This is a genomic window from Oceanobacillus sp. CAU 1775 (assembly GCF_054482815.1).
In genome coordinates this window covers 1-19,004 of record NZ_JBTLRO010000008.1, presented here as the reverse complement: position 1 = coordinate 19,004, position 19,004 = coordinate 1, and the positions used below count along the sequence as shown (strand labels likewise).

Annotated in this window: 17 protein-coding genes and 1 tRNA gene; 17 read left to right on the top strand and 1 reads right to left on the bottom strand. The window is 37.3% G+C overall.

The window, feature by feature from the left end; genetic code table 11:
* The first annotated feature begins 19 nt into the window (after nucleotides 1-19).
* The 6 genes from yabN (at nucleotide 20) to ACXYMZ_RS13240 (ending at nucleotide 3,490) form a co-directional block, all read left to right on the top strand.
* Nucleotides 20-1,465 carry a bifunctional methyltransferase/pyrophosphohydrolase YabN gene (yabN, locus tag ACXYMZ_RS13265; protein WP_458948892.1) on the top strand — a complete coding sequence of 482 codons (1,446 nt, stop codon included), beginning with the start codon at nucleotides 20-22 and terminating at the stop codon, nucleotides 1,463-1,465.
* A gap of 2 nt (nucleotides 1,466-1,467) precedes the next feature.
* Nucleotides 1,468-1,728 (top strand): RNA-binding S4 domain-containing protein, encoded by a 261-nt coding sequence (locus ACXYMZ_RS13260; protein ID WP_458948891.1) that lies wholly within the window; start codon nucleotides 1,468-1,470, stop codon nucleotides 1,726-1,728.
* 53 nt (nucleotides 1,729-1,781) lie between these two features.
* On the top strand, nucleotides 1,782-2,084 hold the full coding sequence (yabP, locus tag ACXYMZ_RS13255) for a sporulation protein YabP (protein WP_458948890.1): 303 nt from the start codon (nucleotides 1,782-1,784) through the stop codon (nucleotides 2,082-2,084).
* A complete protein-coding gene (yabQ, locus tag ACXYMZ_RS13250) occupies nucleotides 2,081-2,617 on the top strand; it encodes a spore cortex biosynthesis protein YabQ (protein ID WP_458948889.1) in 537 nt (178 codons plus the stop codon). The genes yabP and yabQ overlap by 4 nt, the downstream gene beginning before the upstream one ends.
* A gap of 35 nt (nucleotides 2,618-2,652) precedes the next feature.
* On the top strand, nucleotides 2,653-3,033 hold the full coding sequence (locus tag ACXYMZ_RS13245; RefSeq protein WP_458948888.1) for an FtsB family cell division protein: 381 nt from the start codon (nucleotides 2,653-2,655) through the stop codon (nucleotides 3,031-3,033).
* Between the two features lie 73 nt (nucleotides 3,034-3,106).
* Entirely contained in the window at nucleotides 3,107-3,490 is a 384-nt protein-coding gene (locus tag ACXYMZ_RS13240) for a S1 domain-containing RNA-binding protein (RefSeq protein WP_458948887.1), read from the top strand.
* 901 nt (nucleotides 3,491-4,391) lie between these two features.
* On the opposite strand, the gene ACXYMZ_RS13235 is transcribed toward ACXYMZ_RS13240, so the two are convergent.
* A tRNA-Met gene (locus ACXYMZ_RS13235) sits at nucleotides 4,392-4,465 on the bottom strand.
* Between the two features lie 246 nt (nucleotides 4,466-4,711).
* On the opposite strand from ACXYMZ_RS13235, the gene spoIIE reads away from it, so the two are divergent.
* From spoIIE to lysS, 11 genes are all read left to right on the top strand, one after another.
* The gene (gene spoIIE, locus ACXYMZ_RS13230; RefSeq protein ID WP_458948989.1) at nucleotides 4,712-7,168 is read left to right on the top strand and encodes a stage II sporulation protein E; all 2,457 of its coding nucleotides are present in this window, start codon (nucleotides 4,712-4,714) and stop codon (nucleotides 7,166-7,168) included.
* A gap of 59 nt (nucleotides 7,169-7,227) precedes the next feature.
* Nucleotides 7,228-7,968: a vWA domain-containing protein gene (locus ACXYMZ_RS13225; protein ID WP_458948886.1), complete on the top strand. Its 741-nt coding sequence runs from the start codon at nucleotides 7,228-7,230 to the stop codon at nucleotides 7,966-7,968.
* The gene (locus tag ACXYMZ_RS13220) at nucleotides 7,931-8,866 is read left to right on the top strand and encodes a protein kinase domain-containing protein (RefSeq protein ID WP_458948885.1); all 936 of its coding nucleotides are present in this window, start codon (nucleotides 7,931-7,933) and stop codon (nucleotides 8,864-8,866) included. Before ACXYMZ_RS13225 ends, ACXYMZ_RS13220 begins: the two co-directional genes overlap by 38 nt.
* 61 nt (nucleotides 8,867-8,927) lie before the next feature.
* Complete coding sequence (tilS, locus tag ACXYMZ_RS13215; RefSeq protein WP_458948884.1) at nucleotides 8,928-10,328, top strand: tRNA lysidine(34) synthetase TilS; 1,401 nt, start codon at nucleotides 8,928-8,930, stop codon at nucleotides 10,326-10,328.
* Nucleotides 10,329-10,344: 16 nt separating this feature from the next.
* Nucleotides 10,345-10,893 (top strand): hypoxanthine phosphoribosyltransferase, encoded by a 549-nt coding sequence (gene hpt, locus ACXYMZ_RS13210; protein ID WP_458948988.1) that lies wholly within the window; start codon nucleotides 10,345-10,347, stop codon nucleotides 10,891-10,893.
* Between the two features lie 131 nt (nucleotides 10,894-11,024).
* Complete coding sequence (gene ftsH, locus ACXYMZ_RS13205; RefSeq protein WP_458948883.1) at nucleotides 11,025-13,091, top strand: ATP-dependent zinc metalloprotease FtsH; 2,067 nt, start codon at nucleotides 11,025-11,027, stop codon at nucleotides 13,089-13,091.
* 143 nt (nucleotides 13,092-13,234) lie between these two features.
* Complete coding sequence (locus ACXYMZ_RS13200; RefSeq protein WP_458948882.1) at nucleotides 13,235-14,008, top strand: type III pantothenate kinase; 774 nt, start codon at nucleotides 13,235-13,237, stop codon at nucleotides 14,006-14,008.
* A 16-nt stretch (nucleotides 14,009-14,024) separates the two neighbouring features.
* The gene (gene hslO, locus ACXYMZ_RS13195) at nucleotides 14,025-14,894 is read left to right on the top strand and encodes an Hsp33 family molecular chaperone HslO (RefSeq protein ID WP_458948881.1); all 870 of its coding nucleotides are present in this window, start codon (nucleotides 14,025-14,027) and stop codon (nucleotides 14,892-14,894) included.
* 18 nt (nucleotides 14,895-14,912) lie between these two features.
* Nucleotides 14,913-15,821: a peptidylprolyl isomerase gene (locus tag ACXYMZ_RS13190; protein WP_458948880.1), complete on the top strand. Its 909-nt coding sequence runs from the start codon at nucleotides 14,913-14,915 to the stop codon at nucleotides 15,819-15,821.
* Nucleotides 15,822-15,947: 126 nt separating this feature from the next.
* Nucleotides 15,948-16,877 carry a cysteine synthase A gene (gene cysK, locus ACXYMZ_RS13185; RefSeq protein WP_458948879.1) on the top strand — a complete coding sequence of 310 codons (930 nt, stop codon included), beginning with the start codon at nucleotides 15,948-15,950 and terminating at the stop codon, nucleotides 16,875-16,877.
* A gap of 174 nt (nucleotides 16,878-17,051) precedes the next feature.
* Entirely contained in the window at nucleotides 17,052-18,539 is a 1,488-nt protein-coding gene (lysS, locus tag ACXYMZ_RS13180) for a lysine--tRNA ligase (protein ID WP_458948878.1), read from the top strand.
* Nucleotides 18,540-19,004: the final 465 nt, after the last annotated feature.

The following is a 19,004-nucleotide window of genomic DNA, read 5'->3' as shown; positions in this document are numbered from 1 at the left end:
CACCTAAGGAGAGAATACAATGAGTCGAATAGAGGTTATAGGATTAGGAGCGGGAGATATCGATCAGCTCTCGTTGGGCATTTATCGAAAACTAAAAAGTACCGACGCGACAATTTATACAAGAACACTCGACCATCCCGTTATTCAAACATTACAAACAGAAGGAATTCAGTTTACTTCCTTTGATTCCTTATACGAAGCAGAAGATCAATTTTCAACTGTATACGAAAATATCGTACAGACGTTAATTGAAAAAGCTAAAAAGGCACCAATTATCTATACAGTACCAGGTCACCCAATGCTTGCTGAGAAAACAGTCCAGCTTTTATTGGAAGCAGATATTGAGGTTGAAATTATCGGTGGACAAAGCTATTTGGATGACCTTTTCACTTCGTTAAAAATCGATCCAATTGATGGATTTCAGTTTGTCGACGGGACAAGCTTTGAGAGGCGCCACTTAAATTACGAACAGCATCTTATTTTTTGCCAAGTGTATGATCAATTTATAGCATCCGATGTAAAATTAACTTTACTAGAGGATTTACCTGCAGATTATGAAGTGACGATTATTGAAGCAGCGGGCACAGAACAAGAAAAAATTGTAAAACTTCCACTTGAAGAACTCGATCATTCCGTCGAAATAAATAATTTAACGAGTGTCTACGTCCCACCAATTGCTCATGAATTGTTGGATCATAAATTTTCAAGGATTGTCGAAGTGATTCAAATCTTAAGATCTCCAGAAGGCTGCCCTTGGGATCGAAAACAAACCCATGCATCTCTTAGAGAGCATGTGATTGAGGAAGTATATGAATTAATTGATGCGATTGATAATGAAGATGATGATAATATTATTGAAGAGTTAGGTGACTTACTATTACATGTCTTGCTGCATAGTCAAATTGGTGACGATGCCGGATACTTTTCAATTGATGACGTGATAGCATCGATTACGAAAAAAATGATTCATCGCCATCCACATGTCTTTGATAAGAAAAAAGTTGATTCAGTCGATGAAGTGCTTACGAACTGGGATGCTTTGAAGAAGCAGGAGAATGGAAAAGAAAACCACACAATTCTTGATGGCATACCAAAACATCTTCCAGCATTAGCAAAAGCTTATAAACTTCAACACAAAGCTGCCAAAGTCGGATTTGATTGGAAGGAAGTAACTTCCATTTGGGACAAGTTAGAAGAAGAAATTGCTGAAGTAAAGGTTGCAATTGAAAATCAGAATGCAGCGGAAATGGAAGATGAATTTGGAGATGTATTATTTGTTCTAGTAAATTTAATGCGATTTTATAAAATAAATCCAGAGATAGCTTTAAACAGTACAAATAATAAATTCTTTTCTAGATTCAATTATGTAGAAGAAGCAATAGAACGCGAAGGAAAAACTGTAGAAGAAAGTACACTTGAAGAAATGGATAAATATTGGGATGAAGCAAAGGAAAGAGGGATGTAAAGATGCGATTAGATAAATTTTTGAAAATATCACGCTTAATTAAAAGGCGGACATTGGCGAAGGAAGTAGCTGATCAAGGAAGAATCACAATTAATGATCAGCAAGCAAAAGCTTCGACAACAGTTATGCCAGGAGATACGATGACCATTCGTTTTGGGCAAAAGCTTGTTACTGTCAAAGTGAATGATACGAGAGAAACTGTTCGAAAAGATGAAGCAAGCATGTTATACACGGTTCTGAAAGAAGAGAATATCGAAAAATAGTTCTATGCTCGTCCCTCCTCTCATAAATTAAAATGAAGAAGGAGGGTTTTTCTATGAATGAATTTAATAATCTTGCAGGTAGTAATCGTACGGAAAGAGATCATAAAGTAGAACTAGTGAACCGTAAAAATCTTGAAATAACTGGTGTTAAAGAAGTAGATAGTTTTGATAATGAAGAATTCTTATTAGAAACAATTCAAGGGTATATGATTATCCGCGGAGAACACTTGCAGTTGAAGAGCCTTGATGTAAATGCTGGCAAAGTAATTATTAAAGGAAAAATATATGAACTTTCCTATATTGATGAAACACAAGGGGAGAAAACTAAAGGATTCTTTAGTAAGATGTTCCGATGAGTCTCTCGGTACAATTTGCAACCATAATTGCTATGGTTTTAAGTGGTGTTTATTTGGGTATAATTCAAAGTACCTTTCAAAGATTCTCCGTCTATTGGAAAAAAAGAAATATACTCAAATATGTATTGGAAATATCCTTTTGGGTGTTACAAACCGTAATTATTTTTTATATATTATTCCGTGTAAATGCAGGAGAGTTAAGACTGTATGTTTTTTTAGCGTGTTTACTCGGCTTTTCTTTTTACCAAGCACTTTTAAAAGGATATTATTTACGCCTCTTGGAAGTATTGATTAGGATTGGGAAAAAGGTTTTATTTATAATAGAAAGAATCCTATATGTTTTGATTTTTAAGCCGATCCAGTTACTCGCCGTGCTTGTGATTTCTATCGTAGTTTTAATTGGAAAGATATGCTTTTATCCCTTCTTATTTTTAGGAAAGTTTATCTATTCTACATTGCCAATAAAAAATATGAAAATTTCTCACAAATTTAAGAGCTTTTATAGTACAATAAAGAGTACATTCAGGAAATAGATAAAGTTTCTCACGTTTAGAAGGAGGTAAAGTCATTGTCCACAAGGAAAAAGACAGTAACGAAATTAGATTCGAATTATGTCCAGCAGTATGACGCATACATAGAAAGACAGAAGAGAAAAAAGCAGCGCTTAATTCGTCGTCTTGTTTTATTTTCAATTGTGACAGCGTTGATCGTTGGTGGCATGTTTGCTTATCAATGGAATCAACGGATATTACACGCCGAGAAAACGGAGCAATATCAGCAACTAGAGCTGGAATTGGCTGAACTCATGGAAGAGGAAGCAGCTTTAAAGGAAGAAATTGAGTTATTGAATGACGAGGATTATGTCTTAGATATCGCAAGAACCAACTATTTTCTAACAAAAAAAGGTGAAATGATTTTTAAACTACCTGATGAGGACCCGTCTTATTGACACTTTATAAGAACATCCATATACTATAGGATAGAGAAGTACATTTAATCTTTTAAGGAGGAGCATTTTTTTTATGTCAATCGAAGTAGGCAGCAAGCTGCAAGGGAAGGTTACAGGTATCACTAATTTCGGGGCTTTTGTGGAGCTCGAAAAAGGAACAACAGGTTTAGTTCATATTAGTGAGGTCGCTGATAACTATGTAAAAGATATTAATGAGCACTTAACTGTCGGTGATACAGTAGAGGTTAAGGTTATTAATGTCGAGAAAGATGGTAAAATCGGTTTGTCTATCAAAAAGGCAAAAGAAAAACCAGTCCGCAAAGTTAACCCGAGAGAACGTACAGAGAATTTCGAAGCAAAGATGAATCGATTTCTTAAGGATTCAGAGGACCGCTTAGCCTCTCTTAAAAAGCACACCGAGTCTAAACGTGGAGGTCGAGGTGCTAAACGCGGATAAATGTCTACTATCTAGTGCATAATGCTCTAATATAGAAAAGCAGTAGAGAGTCGTAATAGACATTCTACTGCTTTATTGTTTATCTAGGAAAAGAAGAACGGTAATAGTATATTATTCATGCGATTGTTTATATAAAAAAAGAGCATTTTCCGACGAGGAATTTGCTCTTTTTTATGCTGTTAGAAAATAAAAGTGAGTATGGAATTGAAATACAACTCCATATTCACTTTTTGTGTCGTCTAGAAAAAAAGCCCAGAAACTATCGAACTTCATACGCCTTCAGTCGATAAAGAAGACTTGCCGATTGACTTCAGTCAGAGGCTTAGTCGCACTTATACCCTTGTGGTGAAAGTCAACTAAGGCTCACTTCGTTCGCCAAGTTTCCTTTATCTTCTTACGCCGTATTCCAGTTCGTACGTTTCTAAACGGGCTTTTTTACCTTTGTATCATCTAGAAAAAAAGACCAGGGACTGTGCAAACTTCCTGCGCTTCCAGTCGATAAGTCAACATCAGTTCACTACGTTCACTGTGTTTCCTTTATCTTCTTTCACCGCAGTCCAGTTTACAAGTCCCTAAACGGTCTTTTTTTCTTTTGATATCGTTTAGCTTCAGGGTGCAGAGACTATCAAACTTCGCACTTCTCCAATCGATAAGTCAACATCAGTTCACTTCGTTCACTGTGTTTCCTTTATCTCATTACGAAGCGCTCCAGTTTGTACGTCTCTAAACGCACCCTTCAGCTTTTATTTCGGCTAGTAAAAAAGCCCAGAAACTATCGAACTTCATACGCCTTCAGTCGATAAGTCAACTAAGGCTCACTTCGTTCGCCAAGTTTCCTTTATCTTCTTACGCCGTATTCCAGTTCGTACGTTTCTAAACGGGCTTTTTTACCTTTGTATTATAGCGGCAGAGGGGATCGAACCCACGACCTTTCGGGTATGAACCGAACGCTCTCGCCAGCTGAGCTACGCCGCCAGATTGTTGTACGCATTCGCTAGGATAATTTATCTTAGTAAATGGGCAACAAATGATATAATAACGCAGGTTTTACATTGTGTCAACAAAATTCTATCCTTCTTTCTAAGAATGTAAATAAAATAAATGCTTCTTGTTGAAATCTGTTCGGTTTCTAAAATAGAGTCGAACGATTTAATAGACTTGCTATTAAATTCTGACAACAAAAAACGAAACAATGTGGTTAACTCATTAGAAAAGAATGGAGTGATAGAGTTGATACAATCTGTAGAGTCGTCAGGTTATGTAGTAAGAAGAAAGCGGACGTTAAAGGATCGTGCGGAGTTATGGAAGGAAAAAGCAAAAATACTTTTTATCGAACGGGGACTTCTTCTAGTAATTGTAGGTTTTTTACTAGGACGAGCAGTAATTCTTGCCTCGGTCTCTCCTTTTGCATTAGCATTCTTAGCTAGTGTTTGGTTGACCCAACGTAAAAAAAGCCCTCATACCATATTGGCAATCACACTTGGAGCTTGGACGTATTCCCTGCAGCATGCAATATTTATCTTTCTTTCGGCAATTATCTTTCTGGTTTTCGCTACATTAATAAAGCGGACAAAAAGAGAAAAAATAATTTTACCATTCCTTGTAGCCCTATCAACATTATTAGCAAGCATCCTTATCTACTCGATAAATGGTTTAATTTCTTCATATGAATGGATGCTAATCTCTGTTGAAGGCGTACTAGGGGCAGTGCTCGTACTTATCTTTATGCAAAGTCTCCCACTTTTATCACCACGACGTTATAAACCTGCATTAAAAAATGAAGAAATTGTTTGTATGATTATCTTAATTGCATCCATTTTAACTGGAACCATTGGTTGGACAGTTTATGATGCTTCAATAGAACAGATTTTCTCGCGTTATTTTGTACTCATTTTTGCATTTGTTGGTGGGCCGGCAATTGGTTCAACCGTTGGGGTTGTTGTTGGATTAATTCTTTCTCTTGCGAATGTCGCAAATCTTTATCAAATGAGTATTCTTGCTTTTTCTGGATTACTAGGAGGGTTATTGAAGGAAGGTAGAAAAATTGGAGTGTCAACTGGCCTACTAGTCGGTACTTTTCTAATAACAATCTATGAAAATAGTTCAATCTTAAGTGCTTCTCTTATTGAATCAGCTTTTGCGATTACTTTATTTTTATTAACTCCAGCAAGTTTATTTTCGAATATATCACGTTATATCCCAGGTACAGAAGAACATACAAAAGAACAACAACAATACTTACAAAAAGTGAGAGACGTTACTTCAAAAAGAGTCCAACAATTTTCTAGTGTTTTTCATGCACTAGCAAATAGCTTTTCTGATACGGGACAATCTGGAACGAAAGTCAATGAAGAGAAACGAGATACGGATCAATTTTTGAGCCAAGTAACGGAAAGATCTTGTCAAAGTTGTTTTATGAAAGAACGTTGTTGGAAGAAAGAATTTGATACGACCTACCAACTGATGGATTCGATGAAGCATGAATTAACGGAACACAACCAGCTTAACCGCAAATTGAAGCGTGAATTTGAGAACCATTGTGTTAAATCAAATCAAGTCATCGATGTAATGAAAGAAGAAGTTACTTACTTTATGGCGAATCATCGTTTACGCAAACAAATGGAAGAGAGCAAACGTTTAGTTGCCGAACAATTATTAGGTGTCTCTGAGGTAATGGATGATTTTGCAAATGAAATCCTTAAAGAAAGAGAACACCATGAGAAACAAGAGCGACAAATTATTGAAGCATTAAAAAGTCTTGGAATCGAACTAGAAAAGCTAGATATCTACCAGCTAGATAAAGGAAATGTTGATATTGAAATGACGATATCGATATACGATTACCGCGGGGAAGGCGAGAAAGTGATCGCACCAATTTTATCGGATATCTTAAATGAGTTAATTGTGGTGAAAGAAGAGGAGATTTCTCCGTTTCCGAATGGGTATAGCTACTTAGCCTTCCGTTCTGCAAAAGAATATGTTTTAGAAACAGGTGCTGCTAATGCTGCAAGAGGTGGCGGGTTCATTTCTGGAGACAGTTACCGAATGATAGAGCTTGGAGAAGGAAAGTTTGCCGTTGCAATTAGTGATGGCATGGGGAATGGTAAACGTGCAAAGGAAGAAAGCGAAGAGACATTACGTTTACTGCAACAAATTTTACAAGTTGGTATTCCTGAACAAGTAGCAATCAAATCAATCAATTCTATTCTAGCATTACGCACAACGGATGAAATGTTCGCAACATTAGACTTAGCTGTTTTTGATTTAAATCATGCCATGGTTAAGTTTTTAAAAGTAAGTGCTGCTCCAAGTTTTATCAAGCGAGGCAATGAATTAATAAAAATTGAAGCTAGTAATCTACCAATGGGAATTATTCATGAAGTTGATATTGATATAGTCAGTGAACAACTTCAATCGGACGACCTGCTTATTTTAATGAGTGACGGTATTTTTGACGGGCCAAAGCATGTCGAAAATACGGAACTATGGGTGAAGCGTAAATTAAAAGAAATGAAAACAGAAGACCCACAAGAAATAGCCGATCTTTTACTAGAAGAGGTCATACGAACACGATCAGGTGAAATTGATGATGATATGACAGTTCTCGTTACAAAAATAATGAAGAACAAGCCGAAATGGTCATCTATTCCGATTCACCGTACAAAGGCTCTCGGTTAACGTATATCTTCTTTCTTTTCTGGTGAAACTAGTAAAACTAGAAATAGGAGGTAGATGTCGTGAAAAATGGGACATTAAAACAAATTTTACTATTAACGGATGGTTGTTCAAACCAAGGGGAAGATCCAGCCGCAGCTGCTACAATTGCTTATCATCAAGGGATAACGGTGAATGTTATTGGTATCTTAGATTCAGATGAAAGTGAAGAGAACCATGGTCTTCAGGAAATTGAGGATATTGCACTCTCAGGGGGAGGCGTGAGTCAAATTGTATATAGCGAGGCATTATCCCAAACTGTACAGATGGTAACAAAGCAAGCAATGAATCAAACGATACAAGGTTTTATAAATAAGGAATTGGAACAGATTTTAGGGAAGAATCAAACCTTAGAAGATATTGAACCAGATAAGCGCGGCGAAATCATAGAAGTTGTAGAAGAACTTGGTGAAACAACAGATTTGGATGTACTAATCCTGTTAGATACGAGTGCAAGCATGCATCATAAGCTTCAAATGGTAAAAGAATCATTAATAGATTTATCTATCAGTCTTAACGCCAGAGTTGGGAAAAACCGTTTCGCTATTTATAGTTTCCCAGGTAAAAGAAAAAGTATCCAAAAAGTTCTAGACTGGACACCAAAGCTTGATTCGATCTCAGCAGTTTTTCCGAAAATTACAAGTGGTGGGATCACCCCTACTGGTCCCGCAATCAAAGAAGCAATGTATCAGTTTGGAAGAAAAAGCTTGTTAAGGAGCTTCCGTAATGGCAATGAACAAGATATTGAAGAAACAGGTTACTAATCTTAAACAAGGAACAATCATTCGTGGAAAATTTAAAGGCTCTACTTATCGAGTAATTAGTAAACTCGGTGAAGGTGCAATAGGAACCGTATACCTATGTCAAAACAATCAAAAACGATTCGCTCTTAAAATGAGTGATAAATCAACATCCATCTCCATGGAAGTTAATGTATTAAAAGCAATGGAACAGGTCCAAGGAACTCGTCTTGGACCTATTTTATTCGAAGTTGACGATTGGATAGCACCTGGTGGGACGACATATTCCTACTATGTTATGGAATATATTCACGGGGAGACGATTCCTGCTTTCATTAGAAAGAATGGCTCTGTTTGGATAGGTCCACTTCTTTTACAGCTGCTCGAAAAGCTCGAGGCTTTACATCAAGCAGGCTGGGTATTTGGTGATTTAAAAATAGATAATTTACTTATTGCGAAGCCATCTCCACAAGTGCGTTGGGTAGATGTTGGAGGGATTACGCAAATTGGTCGAGCAATAAAAGAGTATACAGAGTTTTACGACCGAGGATATTGGGGAATGGGTTCAAGAAGAGCAGAACCTAGCTATGATTTATTTGCAGTTGCAATGTTATGTTTAGAAATTTACTACCCAAAACGTTTTTCTCGCCCAACCCAAGCCAAAGAAAGATATTTATTCAGGAAAATTAATCGTGTTCGTGAATTAACCCCTTATGCTTATCTATTAAAAAATGCACTTGGTGGCAAGTACAAAACCGCGGCACAAATGAAAAGAGAGCTACAACGTGCTTTAGATAGCATGCAAAGGAAGAAAGCAAAACATTTTAACAGACAAACAACGGCATCATACGGAGCACTTGAAATGGTATGGGTTACTCTACTAAGTATGTTTTATATTCTTTTTTCAATCTTTATTAGTTAAGAGAATTTAGCTTTCATGTTAAACTAGGAATAATCGACAATTAGCGAACGGGGAGAAGGCAATGGAGAAAGCTGTACAAGCATTTATTAATAAACATCAACTTTTAACAAGCAATTCAAAAGTTTTAGTTGCTGTCTCTGGCGGACCAGATTCAATGGCTCTCCTGCACTTTCTTTATCAACGACGTGAAAAGTGGAATTTAAAGCTTGTCGTGCTTTCTGTTGATCATCAGCTAAGAGGAAAGAAGTCAGAAGAAGACCTCGCTTATGTAGAGGATGTTTGTAAGAAATGGCAAATAGAATTTCATGGTACCTCACTTGATGTACCTTCCTATGAAGCAACACATAAAGTTAGTACCGAAGTTGCAGCACGTGAGATGCGCTACAAATTTTTTTCCGAAAAAATGCAAGAGCTTGGGGGCAATTATCTAGCATTCGGCCATCATGGCGATGACCAAGTAGAAACCCTCTTGATGAAACTCGTCCGATCCGCTTCTGCAACTGCGTTTTCCGGCATCCCTGTTAGAAGAAATTTCGCTGGAGGAGAAATTATTCGTCCCTTGCTTGCTGTCACAAAAGCAGAAATAGAAGCCTATTGTACCAACCATCAAATTGAAGTAAGAACGGACCCTACTAATTTTGAAGATACCTATACAAGAAACTTTTACCGAAAACACATTGTGCCCTTATTAAAGGAAAAAAATAACAATATACATATTACTGCACAACACTTAAGCGAAACACTCCAAGAAGATGAACGGTTTTTACAAAAGCAAGCAGAAGCAGTAGTACAGAATGCAGTGACGTTTTCTTCTGAAAATAGACAAGCGGAACTGGAAATTAATTTATTTAAAAAGCACGACCAATCTTTACAAAGACGTGCCTTTCATCTAATATTGAACTATCTATATGAAACATTGCCAAACCAGTTATCTTACGCACATGAAGAAGCGTTTTTTAAGTTGTTTATGCAGGAAGCAGGAAATGCAGAAATACATTTTCCGAATGCGTTAGTTCTCTGTAAGGTATATGATAAACTAATATTTTACTTCGAAACCAAGCAATCAACATCTCAATCCTTTCACCAAATACTTAAAATACCAGATCGCATGCTATTACCAGATGGTGCAACAATTACAGTAGATCTAGCGAAACATCAACAAAATGAACATCGCTTTTCCTTCAATATCGCTACAAGCGAGGTCAAACTCCCACTTCAAATAAGAAATCGATTACCAGGTGATCGTATGACTTGGAAGGGACTCAATGGAACGAAGAAATTAAAAGATATTTTCATTGATGAAAAAGTTCCATTAAGGCGTAGGGATACATGGCCAGTGCTAGTAGATAGCGAAGGAAGAATTCTTTGGTTAATTGGTTTAAGAAAAGGATTACGTAAAGAGATAAGTAACGAAGCATTCATTTATATAGAATACGAAATAGGCAGTTTACAGGAGGCATAACATGCTTAAGGATAGTATGCATAAAGATATTAAAGAAATATTAATTACCGAAGAAGAGATTAAAGCTAAATGTGAAGAGCTAGGTGCACAGCTTGCTAAGGAGTATGATGGAAGATTCCCTCTGGCAATTGGCGTACTAAGAGGCGCAATGCCTTTTATGTCTGATATTGTCCGTCATATGGAAATACATCTCGAAATGGATTTTATGGATGTATCAAGCTATGGCAGTGGAACAAGATCTAGTGGGGAAGTAAAAATTGTGAAGGATTTAGATACAAAAGTAGAAGGACGCGACCTTCTCATCATTGAAGATATCATCGATAGTGGATTAACACTGAGCTATCTCGTCGATCTCTTCAAGTATCGTAAAGCAAACTCCATTAAAATTGTGACCCTATTAAATAAACCATCTGGCCGCAGCGCAGCGATAGAAGCTGACCATGTAGGCTTTGAAGTTCCAGACGAATTTGTCGTTGGTTACGGTTTAGACTATGACCAAAGATATCGTAATTTACCTTATATTGGCGTGTTAAAAGAAGAGATCTATACAAAAGATGAAGAGTAAGCGTTCATCAAACATCTATATAAAAGAAACATCTAAAATTAATAAAAATTCTAAGCTATATTAGTTGTATTAAAACTTTTTCATATGGTACCATGTAATATAGTTTTTCCCAGTGTGGGAGGAGGTTAGTAATGAGTCAAGTATTTCGTAATGTTTTCTTCTGGGTTCTTATTTTCTTCGTAATTATAGGCGTAATTGGCGTACTAAATGGACCAGGTGAAGAAAGCGAACAATTTAATGTTGAACAATTTATAAGTGCGTTAAATAATGGTGAAGTCAAAGAGATGACATATCAGCCTTCAAATGGAATTATCCGTTTTACTGGTGAACTCAATGATAATAACAAAACATTTATTGCACAAGTACCAGATAATACAGATTTAATTTCTGAGATTACAACAATCGCTAGGCAGCAAAGTACGCTGTTAGCAGAGGAAGAAGAACGTCCAAGTATGTGGGTTACATTCTTAACCACACTTGTTCCATTCCTATTAATTGCTTTATTCTTCTTATTTATTCTAAGCCAATCACAAGGTGGAGGCGGCGGTGGCCGTGTCATGAACTTTGGTAAGAGTAAGGCGAAGATGTACACAGAAGATAAGCAAAAAGTTCGTTTCAAAGATGTAGCAGGAGCAGATGAAGAGAAACAGGAACTAATCGAGGTTGTTGATTTCCTGAAAGATCCACGTAAATTCTCAGCTGTTGGTGCCAGAATTCCTAAGGGTGTTCTTTTAGTAGGACCTCCAGGTACAGGTAAAACTTTACTAGCACGTGCAGTTGCAGGAGAAGCTGGAACTCCATTCTTCTCTATCAGTGGTTCAGACTTCGTTGAAATGTTTGTAGGGGTCGGTGCATCACGTGTACGTGACCTATTCGAAAACGCGAAGAAAAACGCACCATGTATTATTTTCATTGATGAAATTGATGCAGTTGGGCGTCAACGTGGAGCTGGTCTTGGTGGAGGACACGATGAACGTGAACAAACACTAAACCAATTACTAGTTGAAATGGACGGATTTGGAGCAAACGAAGGAATTATTATTATCGCAGCTACAAACCGTGCAGATATCCTTGACCCAGCATTATTACGTCCGGGTCGTTTTGACAGACAGATTACAGTAGATCGCCCTGATGTTAAGGGTCGTGAAGCAGTTCTAAAAGTACACTCGAAGAACAAACCGTTAGACAGTACCGTATCATTAAAAACGATTGCTCAACGTACACCAGGTTTCTCTGGAGCAGATTTAGAAAACCTATTGAACGAAGCAGCTCTAGTAGCAGCAAGAAATGATCGTAAACATATTAGTGCGGATGATGTAGATGAAGCAACAGACCGTGTAATTGCGGGAGTTGCGAAGAAGAGTCGAGTCATTTCCGAAAAGGAAAGAAATATTGTTGCATACCATGAGAGTGGACACACCGTTATCGGAATGGTCCTAGATGGTGCAGATATCGTTCACAAAGTAACAATTGTCCCACGTGGTCAAGCTGGTGGTTATGCTGTAATGCTTCCTAGAGAAGACAGATACTTCATGACAAAACCAGAGCTATTTGATAAAATCACGGGTCTCTTAGGCGGACGTGTCGCAGAAGAAGTTATCTTTGGAGAAGTAAGTACTGGTGCACATAATGACTTCCAACGTGCAACAGGAATTGCTCATAAAATGATCACAGAATATGGAATGAGTGATGCGATTGGACCACTTCAATTTACAAGTGGAGATGGCGGTAACGTATTCCTAGGCCGTGATATCCAAAATAGCCAAACTTACAGTGAGAAGATTGCATATGAAATTGACAAAGAAATGCAGAACTTCATTAATTACTGTTATGAACGTGCGAAGAAGATTCTTACGGAGAACAAAGATAAGTTAGAATTAATCGCACAAACACTTCTTGAAGTAGAAACACTAGACCAACGCGAAATCGAATCTCTTTTCCATAAAGGGGTTATGCCAGAACCATTGGTAGATAAAGCAGTTCTTGAAGCTGAAGCAGAAGATGTAAAAGTTAACATCCAATCAAAGGATGAAACAGAAACATCTGAAGTAACAGAAGAAGACAAAGTTGGTAAGTCCTATGAAGAAGTAAAAGAAGAAGTTGAGAAGAAGAAACAGGAAGAAAATCAGCATCCTGAATCTGACGAAACAAAAACAACTTCAGATACGATTAAAGAAGACGACGATAAAAAATTATAGTATCAATCAAAAGCAGCCCTCTACATTCAGGCTGCTTTTGTTATTTCCTAGGAAATGTTGGATAAATCACGGTCAATTTCTTTTATCCGATTCTTGAGGTATGTTATATTTATAACGAGAAAAACTAGGAAGGTTTGATTTGGATGTTATTTGTATTAGATATAGGTAATACTCATACTGTACTGGGAGTTTTTGATAAAGATGAACTTTTATATGAATGGAGAATAAAAACAGATCGCCATAAAACAGGGGATGAATTTGGAATGCTTGTCCATGATCTATTTGATTATAAGGGCATTTCATTCAGTGATTTTAACGGCGTCGTTATTTCATCTGTTGTACCTCCGATTATGTTTGCCTTACAAAATATGTGCAGGGAGTATTTTCGTTTAGAGCCAGTCATTGTTGGCGAGCATGATATGACGAGCTATATTGAGATAAGCTATCCAAATCCAAAAGAAATTGGTGCTGACCGTATAGTAAATGCAGTGAGTGCAATTGAAACATATGGTGCACCATTAATTATCGTTGACTTTGGCACAGCGACAACTTTTTGCTATGTAGATGAACAAGCCAATTACCATGGTGGAATTATAGCACCAGGAATTAACATATCCTTAGAGGCGCTATATACGAAAGCATCTAAATTACCTAGAATTGATATCAGTAGTCCAGAAAAGGTTATCGGCCGTTCTACGGTAGAAGCGATGCAATCAGGTGCGTATTATGGTTATGTTTCCCAGGTCGATGGTATAATTGAAAAGATTAAAAATGAAGTAGGGATTAGTCCGCAAGTTATCGCTACAGGAGGGCTTGCAAACCATATCGCAAAGGAATCAAGTTCTATTCAAAAAGTAGATAGTCATTTGACACTTAGAGGATTAAATCTTATTTATCATAAGTTAAATAACAAATAGTAAGGGAGCAAATTTAATGAAAGACTATTTAATAAAAGCAACAGCTTTCGATGGTAAGGTCCGCGCATATGCGATCAAATCAACCGGAACAGTCGAGGAAGCGAGACGACGCCAGGATACTTGGGCGACTGCTTCAGCAGCATTAGGAAGAACGATTACAATAACAGCAATGATGGGTGCAATGATGAAAGGCGAAGATTCCAACACCATTAAAATTGAAGGTGGCGGACCAATCGGTGCAATTATTGCTGATGGAAATGCAAAAGGACATGTACGTGGCTATGTAACGAATCCTCATGTTGATTTTGAGACAAATGATAAAGGGAAACTAGATGTGGCAAGAGCAGTAGGAACATCAGGAAGCCTCAACGTTGTAAAAGATCTTGGATTAAAAGATTATTTTACTGGTGAGGTACCAATTGTTTCTGGAGAAATCAGTGAAGACTTCACTTATTACTTCGCAACGTCTGAACAAGTACCTTCAGCTGTTGGTGCAGGTGTACTCGTAGATACAGATCACACCATTAAAGCTGCAGGCGGATTTATTGTTCAAGTCATGCCAGGTGCTGATGAAGAAGTGATTGAAAGACTAGAAGAACAAATTCAAGCTTTCCCAGCAATTTCTTCGTTAATTGAAAAAGGTTATACACCAGAACAATTGCTAGAGCTTCTATTTAAAGATGTAAATTTAAAGATTCTAGAATCAATGCCAATCGAATTTCGCTGTAAATGTTCGAAAGACAGACTTGGCCAAGCAGTAAGTGGTCTAGGAAATGAAGAAATTCAAAGTATGATCGATGAAGACGGTGGGGCTCATGCAACCTGTCACTTCTGTAATGAGGAGTATTCATTTACTGTAGAAGAACTTGAAGAACTGAAACAATAGGAAAAGGGGAAAACTTGCATGTCCAAGAAGTTACTGTGGGGGATAATTGTAGTTTTATTAATTACTAATATAGCTACACTCATTTTTACAGATAAAGACGAAGTAGTAGTAGAAGACGGGGATGGACAAACAGTCATCACAGACAAAGAGGCCGTCGCAACAATTGGAGAAGTTGAAATAACATATAATGACTGGATGGAAGCTCTTCGCGAAGAACGAGGCGAGCAACAGCTCAAGTCAATGATTGATCGTCAACTTGTCGACCAACTAGCAAAAGAAAAAAATATTGAAATCCACGATAAAGTAATCGAAAGAGATCTTGCGTATCTCACATCCATGCAAGGTCCCTTAACAGAAGAAGAGCTTGCTGCAGAAAAGGAAAAGTGGGAAAAAGAAACGATTTACCGTTACCAGCTTGAATTTTTACTGACAGAAGACATTTCAATTCCAGAAGAAGAGTTACGAAGCTACTTTGATGAATATGAAAAGCAGTACAACTTTGTCCCAGCAATGCAGCTTTCCCATATTCTTGTGCCAAATATGGAGACAGCACAAAGAGTTTATGATGAATTAGAAGCGGGAGCATCCTTTGAACTTTTAGCGAGGGAACATTCGATTGATGATGAAGCAAGTGATGCCCAAGGTTATTTAGGCTTTATCAATACCAATAGTCAGTTTTTCCCAGCAGGTTATGAAGAAGTCGCAAATGAATTAGAACCTCATAGCTATAGCGAACCTTTTGTGGCAAGTAATGGTGTGGCAATTATTTACTTGCACCAGAAATTACCTGAGATTGAATTCACTTTCGATGAAATTAAACCATATGTAAAAAGTGAGCTAGCCTTACGCGAGGAAAACTTATCATTAAACACTGCCCCTTTATGGGAAGCTTCTGAAATTGAGTGGATATATTCTAATACAAATTAGGCAAGCATACGCTATATAGCTAGCAATTTAAAGTATGAAATATGGTTGTATTCATTGACAAAATGCTGTGAAAAGCATACATTATATATAATTCATATTAAAATACTAGGGATTGGAAGTGGAAGTATGAGAGTAGCAAATGATATTACTGGTTTGATTGGAGAAACACCAATTGTTAAGTTGAATAACCTTACAGATGAAAATAGTGCAGATGTATATGTTAAATTAGAATTCATGAATCCAGGAAGTTCAGTAAAAGATCGTATTGCAGTAGCAATGGTTGAAGCAGCTGAGAAGTCTGGAGACCTAAAGCCAGGTGCAACAATTATTGAACCAACAAGTGGAAACACAGGAATTGGGCTTGCAATGGTTGCAAGTGCAAAAGGTTATAAGTCAGTACTTGTTATGCCAGATACAATGAGTAAAGAACGCCGTAACTTACTTCGCGCATATGGAGCGGAGTTAGTTCTAACTCCAGGTGCAGATGGAATGAAGGGTGCAATCAAAAAAGCTGAAGAATTAAGAGATGAGCATGGCTACTTCATGCCACAGCAATTTGATAACGAAGCAAATCCTAAAATTCATGAAGAAACAACTGGTAAAGAAATCGTTGCTCAAATGACGGATGGTTTAGATGCATTCATTTCAGGAATTGGTACTGGTGGTACAATAACTGGTGCAGGTAAAGTATTGAAAGAGAACTTTGAAGGCGTCAAACTTTATGCTGTCGAGCCAAAAGATTCACCAGTTCTTTCAGGCGGATCTCCATCCCCTCATAAAATTCAAGGGATCGGTGCAGGATTTGTACCTAAAGTTCTGGATACGGAAATATACGATGAAGTTGTTCTAGTTGAAAACGAAGAAGCATTCGCAGCTTCACGTAGATTAGCAACAACAAATGGTATTTTAGGCGGAATCTCTTCAGGGGCTGCTGTAGCTGCAGCGCTCAAAGTTGCAAAAGAGCTAGGAAAAGGCAAGAAAGTTCTTGCGATCCTACCAGATAATGGAGAGAGATATCTTTCAACAGCACTTTATCAATTTGACGATGAAGCGTAATATATGAAATAAAGGGGATTAGCAGTGTGTAACTGCTAGTTCCTTTTTTATGTATATTAGTGTGCCAGTGTTTGCTGGTACGTTTTTCTGTGTTATTGTAGGAATAGGAAAAAACGAATGTAATCATAAATTTATTATAGATTCATTTTATTACAAAGTATGTGGCTAGGAGTGATGAAAGTGTCAGAAGAAATATCAGAACAAATGCAGGTGCGTCTCGATAAACTAAAAGATTTAGTTGATAACGGACATGATCCTTTTGGTGGAAAGTTTGCAAGAACACATCTTGCGAAAGAAATCGTATCGGATTATGATCACTTATCTAAAGAAGAACTTGCAGAAAATGAAACAGAAGTAGTAATTGCCGGAAGAATCATGACAAAACGTGGAAAAGGGAAAGCTGGCTTTACTCATATTCAAGATATGAGTGGTCAAATCCAAGTCTATGTACGAAAGGATGAAATCGGTGATGAAGCATATGAGATTTTCAAATCACTTGATTTAGGTGATGTAATTGGAGTAACTGGTGTTCTTTTCCGTACGAATGTAGGAGAGCTATCAGTTAAAGCAACAAAAACGGAACTAATGACGAAAGCACTTCGTCCATTACCAGAGAAATATCATGGCTTAAAAGATGTCGAGCAACGTTATCGTCAACGCTACTTAGATTTAATCACGAACTTAGATAGTAGAGAGACATTTATTCTACGTAGTAAAATTATCCAAACGATGCGCGAGTATCTTAATAAAGAAGGATTCTTAGAAGTGGAAACACCAATGATGCACAGTATCCCTGGTGGTGCAGCAGCCCGACCGTTTGTCACACATCATAATGCACTAGATGTTGAACTTTATATGCGAATCGCAATTGAGTTGCATCTGAAGCGCTTAGTTGTAGGTGGCATGGAGAAGGTATATGAAATAGGAAGAGTATTCCGTAACGAAGGAGTATCTACTCGTCACAATCCAGAATTCACAATGATTGAGTTATATGAAGCTTATGCAGATTACAACGATATAATGGAACTAACGGAAAATCTCGTTGCTTACATTGCAGAAAAAGTTTTAGGCACAACTACCATTACATATGGTGAAGATGTGATTGACCTTAAGCCTCGATGGAAGAGGTTGCACATGGCTGACGCTGTTAAAGAAGCAACGGGAGTAGATTTCTGGCAACAACTTTCTGATGAAGAAGCTCACGCACTTGCAAAAGAACATAATGTAGATGTGAAGCCAAACATGACTTTTGGCCATGTACTCAATGAATTCTTTGAACAAAAAGTAGAAGAGACACTTGTTCAACCAACATTTATCTACGGTCACCCAGTAGAAGTGTCACCATTAGCGAAGACAAATAAAGAAGATAGCCGTTTCACAGATCGTTTTGAGTTATTCATTGTCAGACGTGAACACGCGAATGCTTTTAGTGAGTTAAACGATCCTATTGAACAACGTAGACGTTTCGAAGCACAAGTTGCTGAAAGAGATGCAGGAAATGATGAAGCACATTTAATGGATGAAGATTTCTTAGAAGCACTAGAGCACGGATTACCTCCAACAGGTGGTCTAGGCATCGGAATCGATCGACTAGTTATGTTACTAACGAATGCACCATCTATTAGAGATGTATTACTTTTCCCGCAAATGCGTAACAAATAATAAGAGTTTATATAGAAGGAGAATGGTGTTTACTAATTGTCGGTTAGTAAACACCATTTTTATTAAGTGGTAAAACATTGCAATGACAAGGCTTTGTGAGATTCTATTAAATTAATGTAAATTAATGCTTGCTAAATAATCTTAAACGTGATAAATTAAATATCGTTGATTGAAACACCGCGATAAAAACAATTTAAAAGATTTAAAAAAGTTGTTGACATAAATTATCTAGCGTGTTATATTAATAAAGTCGCATTAATGAGTTGGCGACAAAATATTTGCTCTTTGAAAACTGAACAAAACAACCAGTATGTTAAGCAGAATCACAATTGTGAGGATGCAAAAACGTTTTAATAAGAGAACCCCGTTTTCTTATCTAAAACAACTCTGTAGGAATGCGAATTTCTAGTGGAGTATAAACAGCTAAGAACTTTCATAGAATCGACGGTGTCGAATCTATTCAAA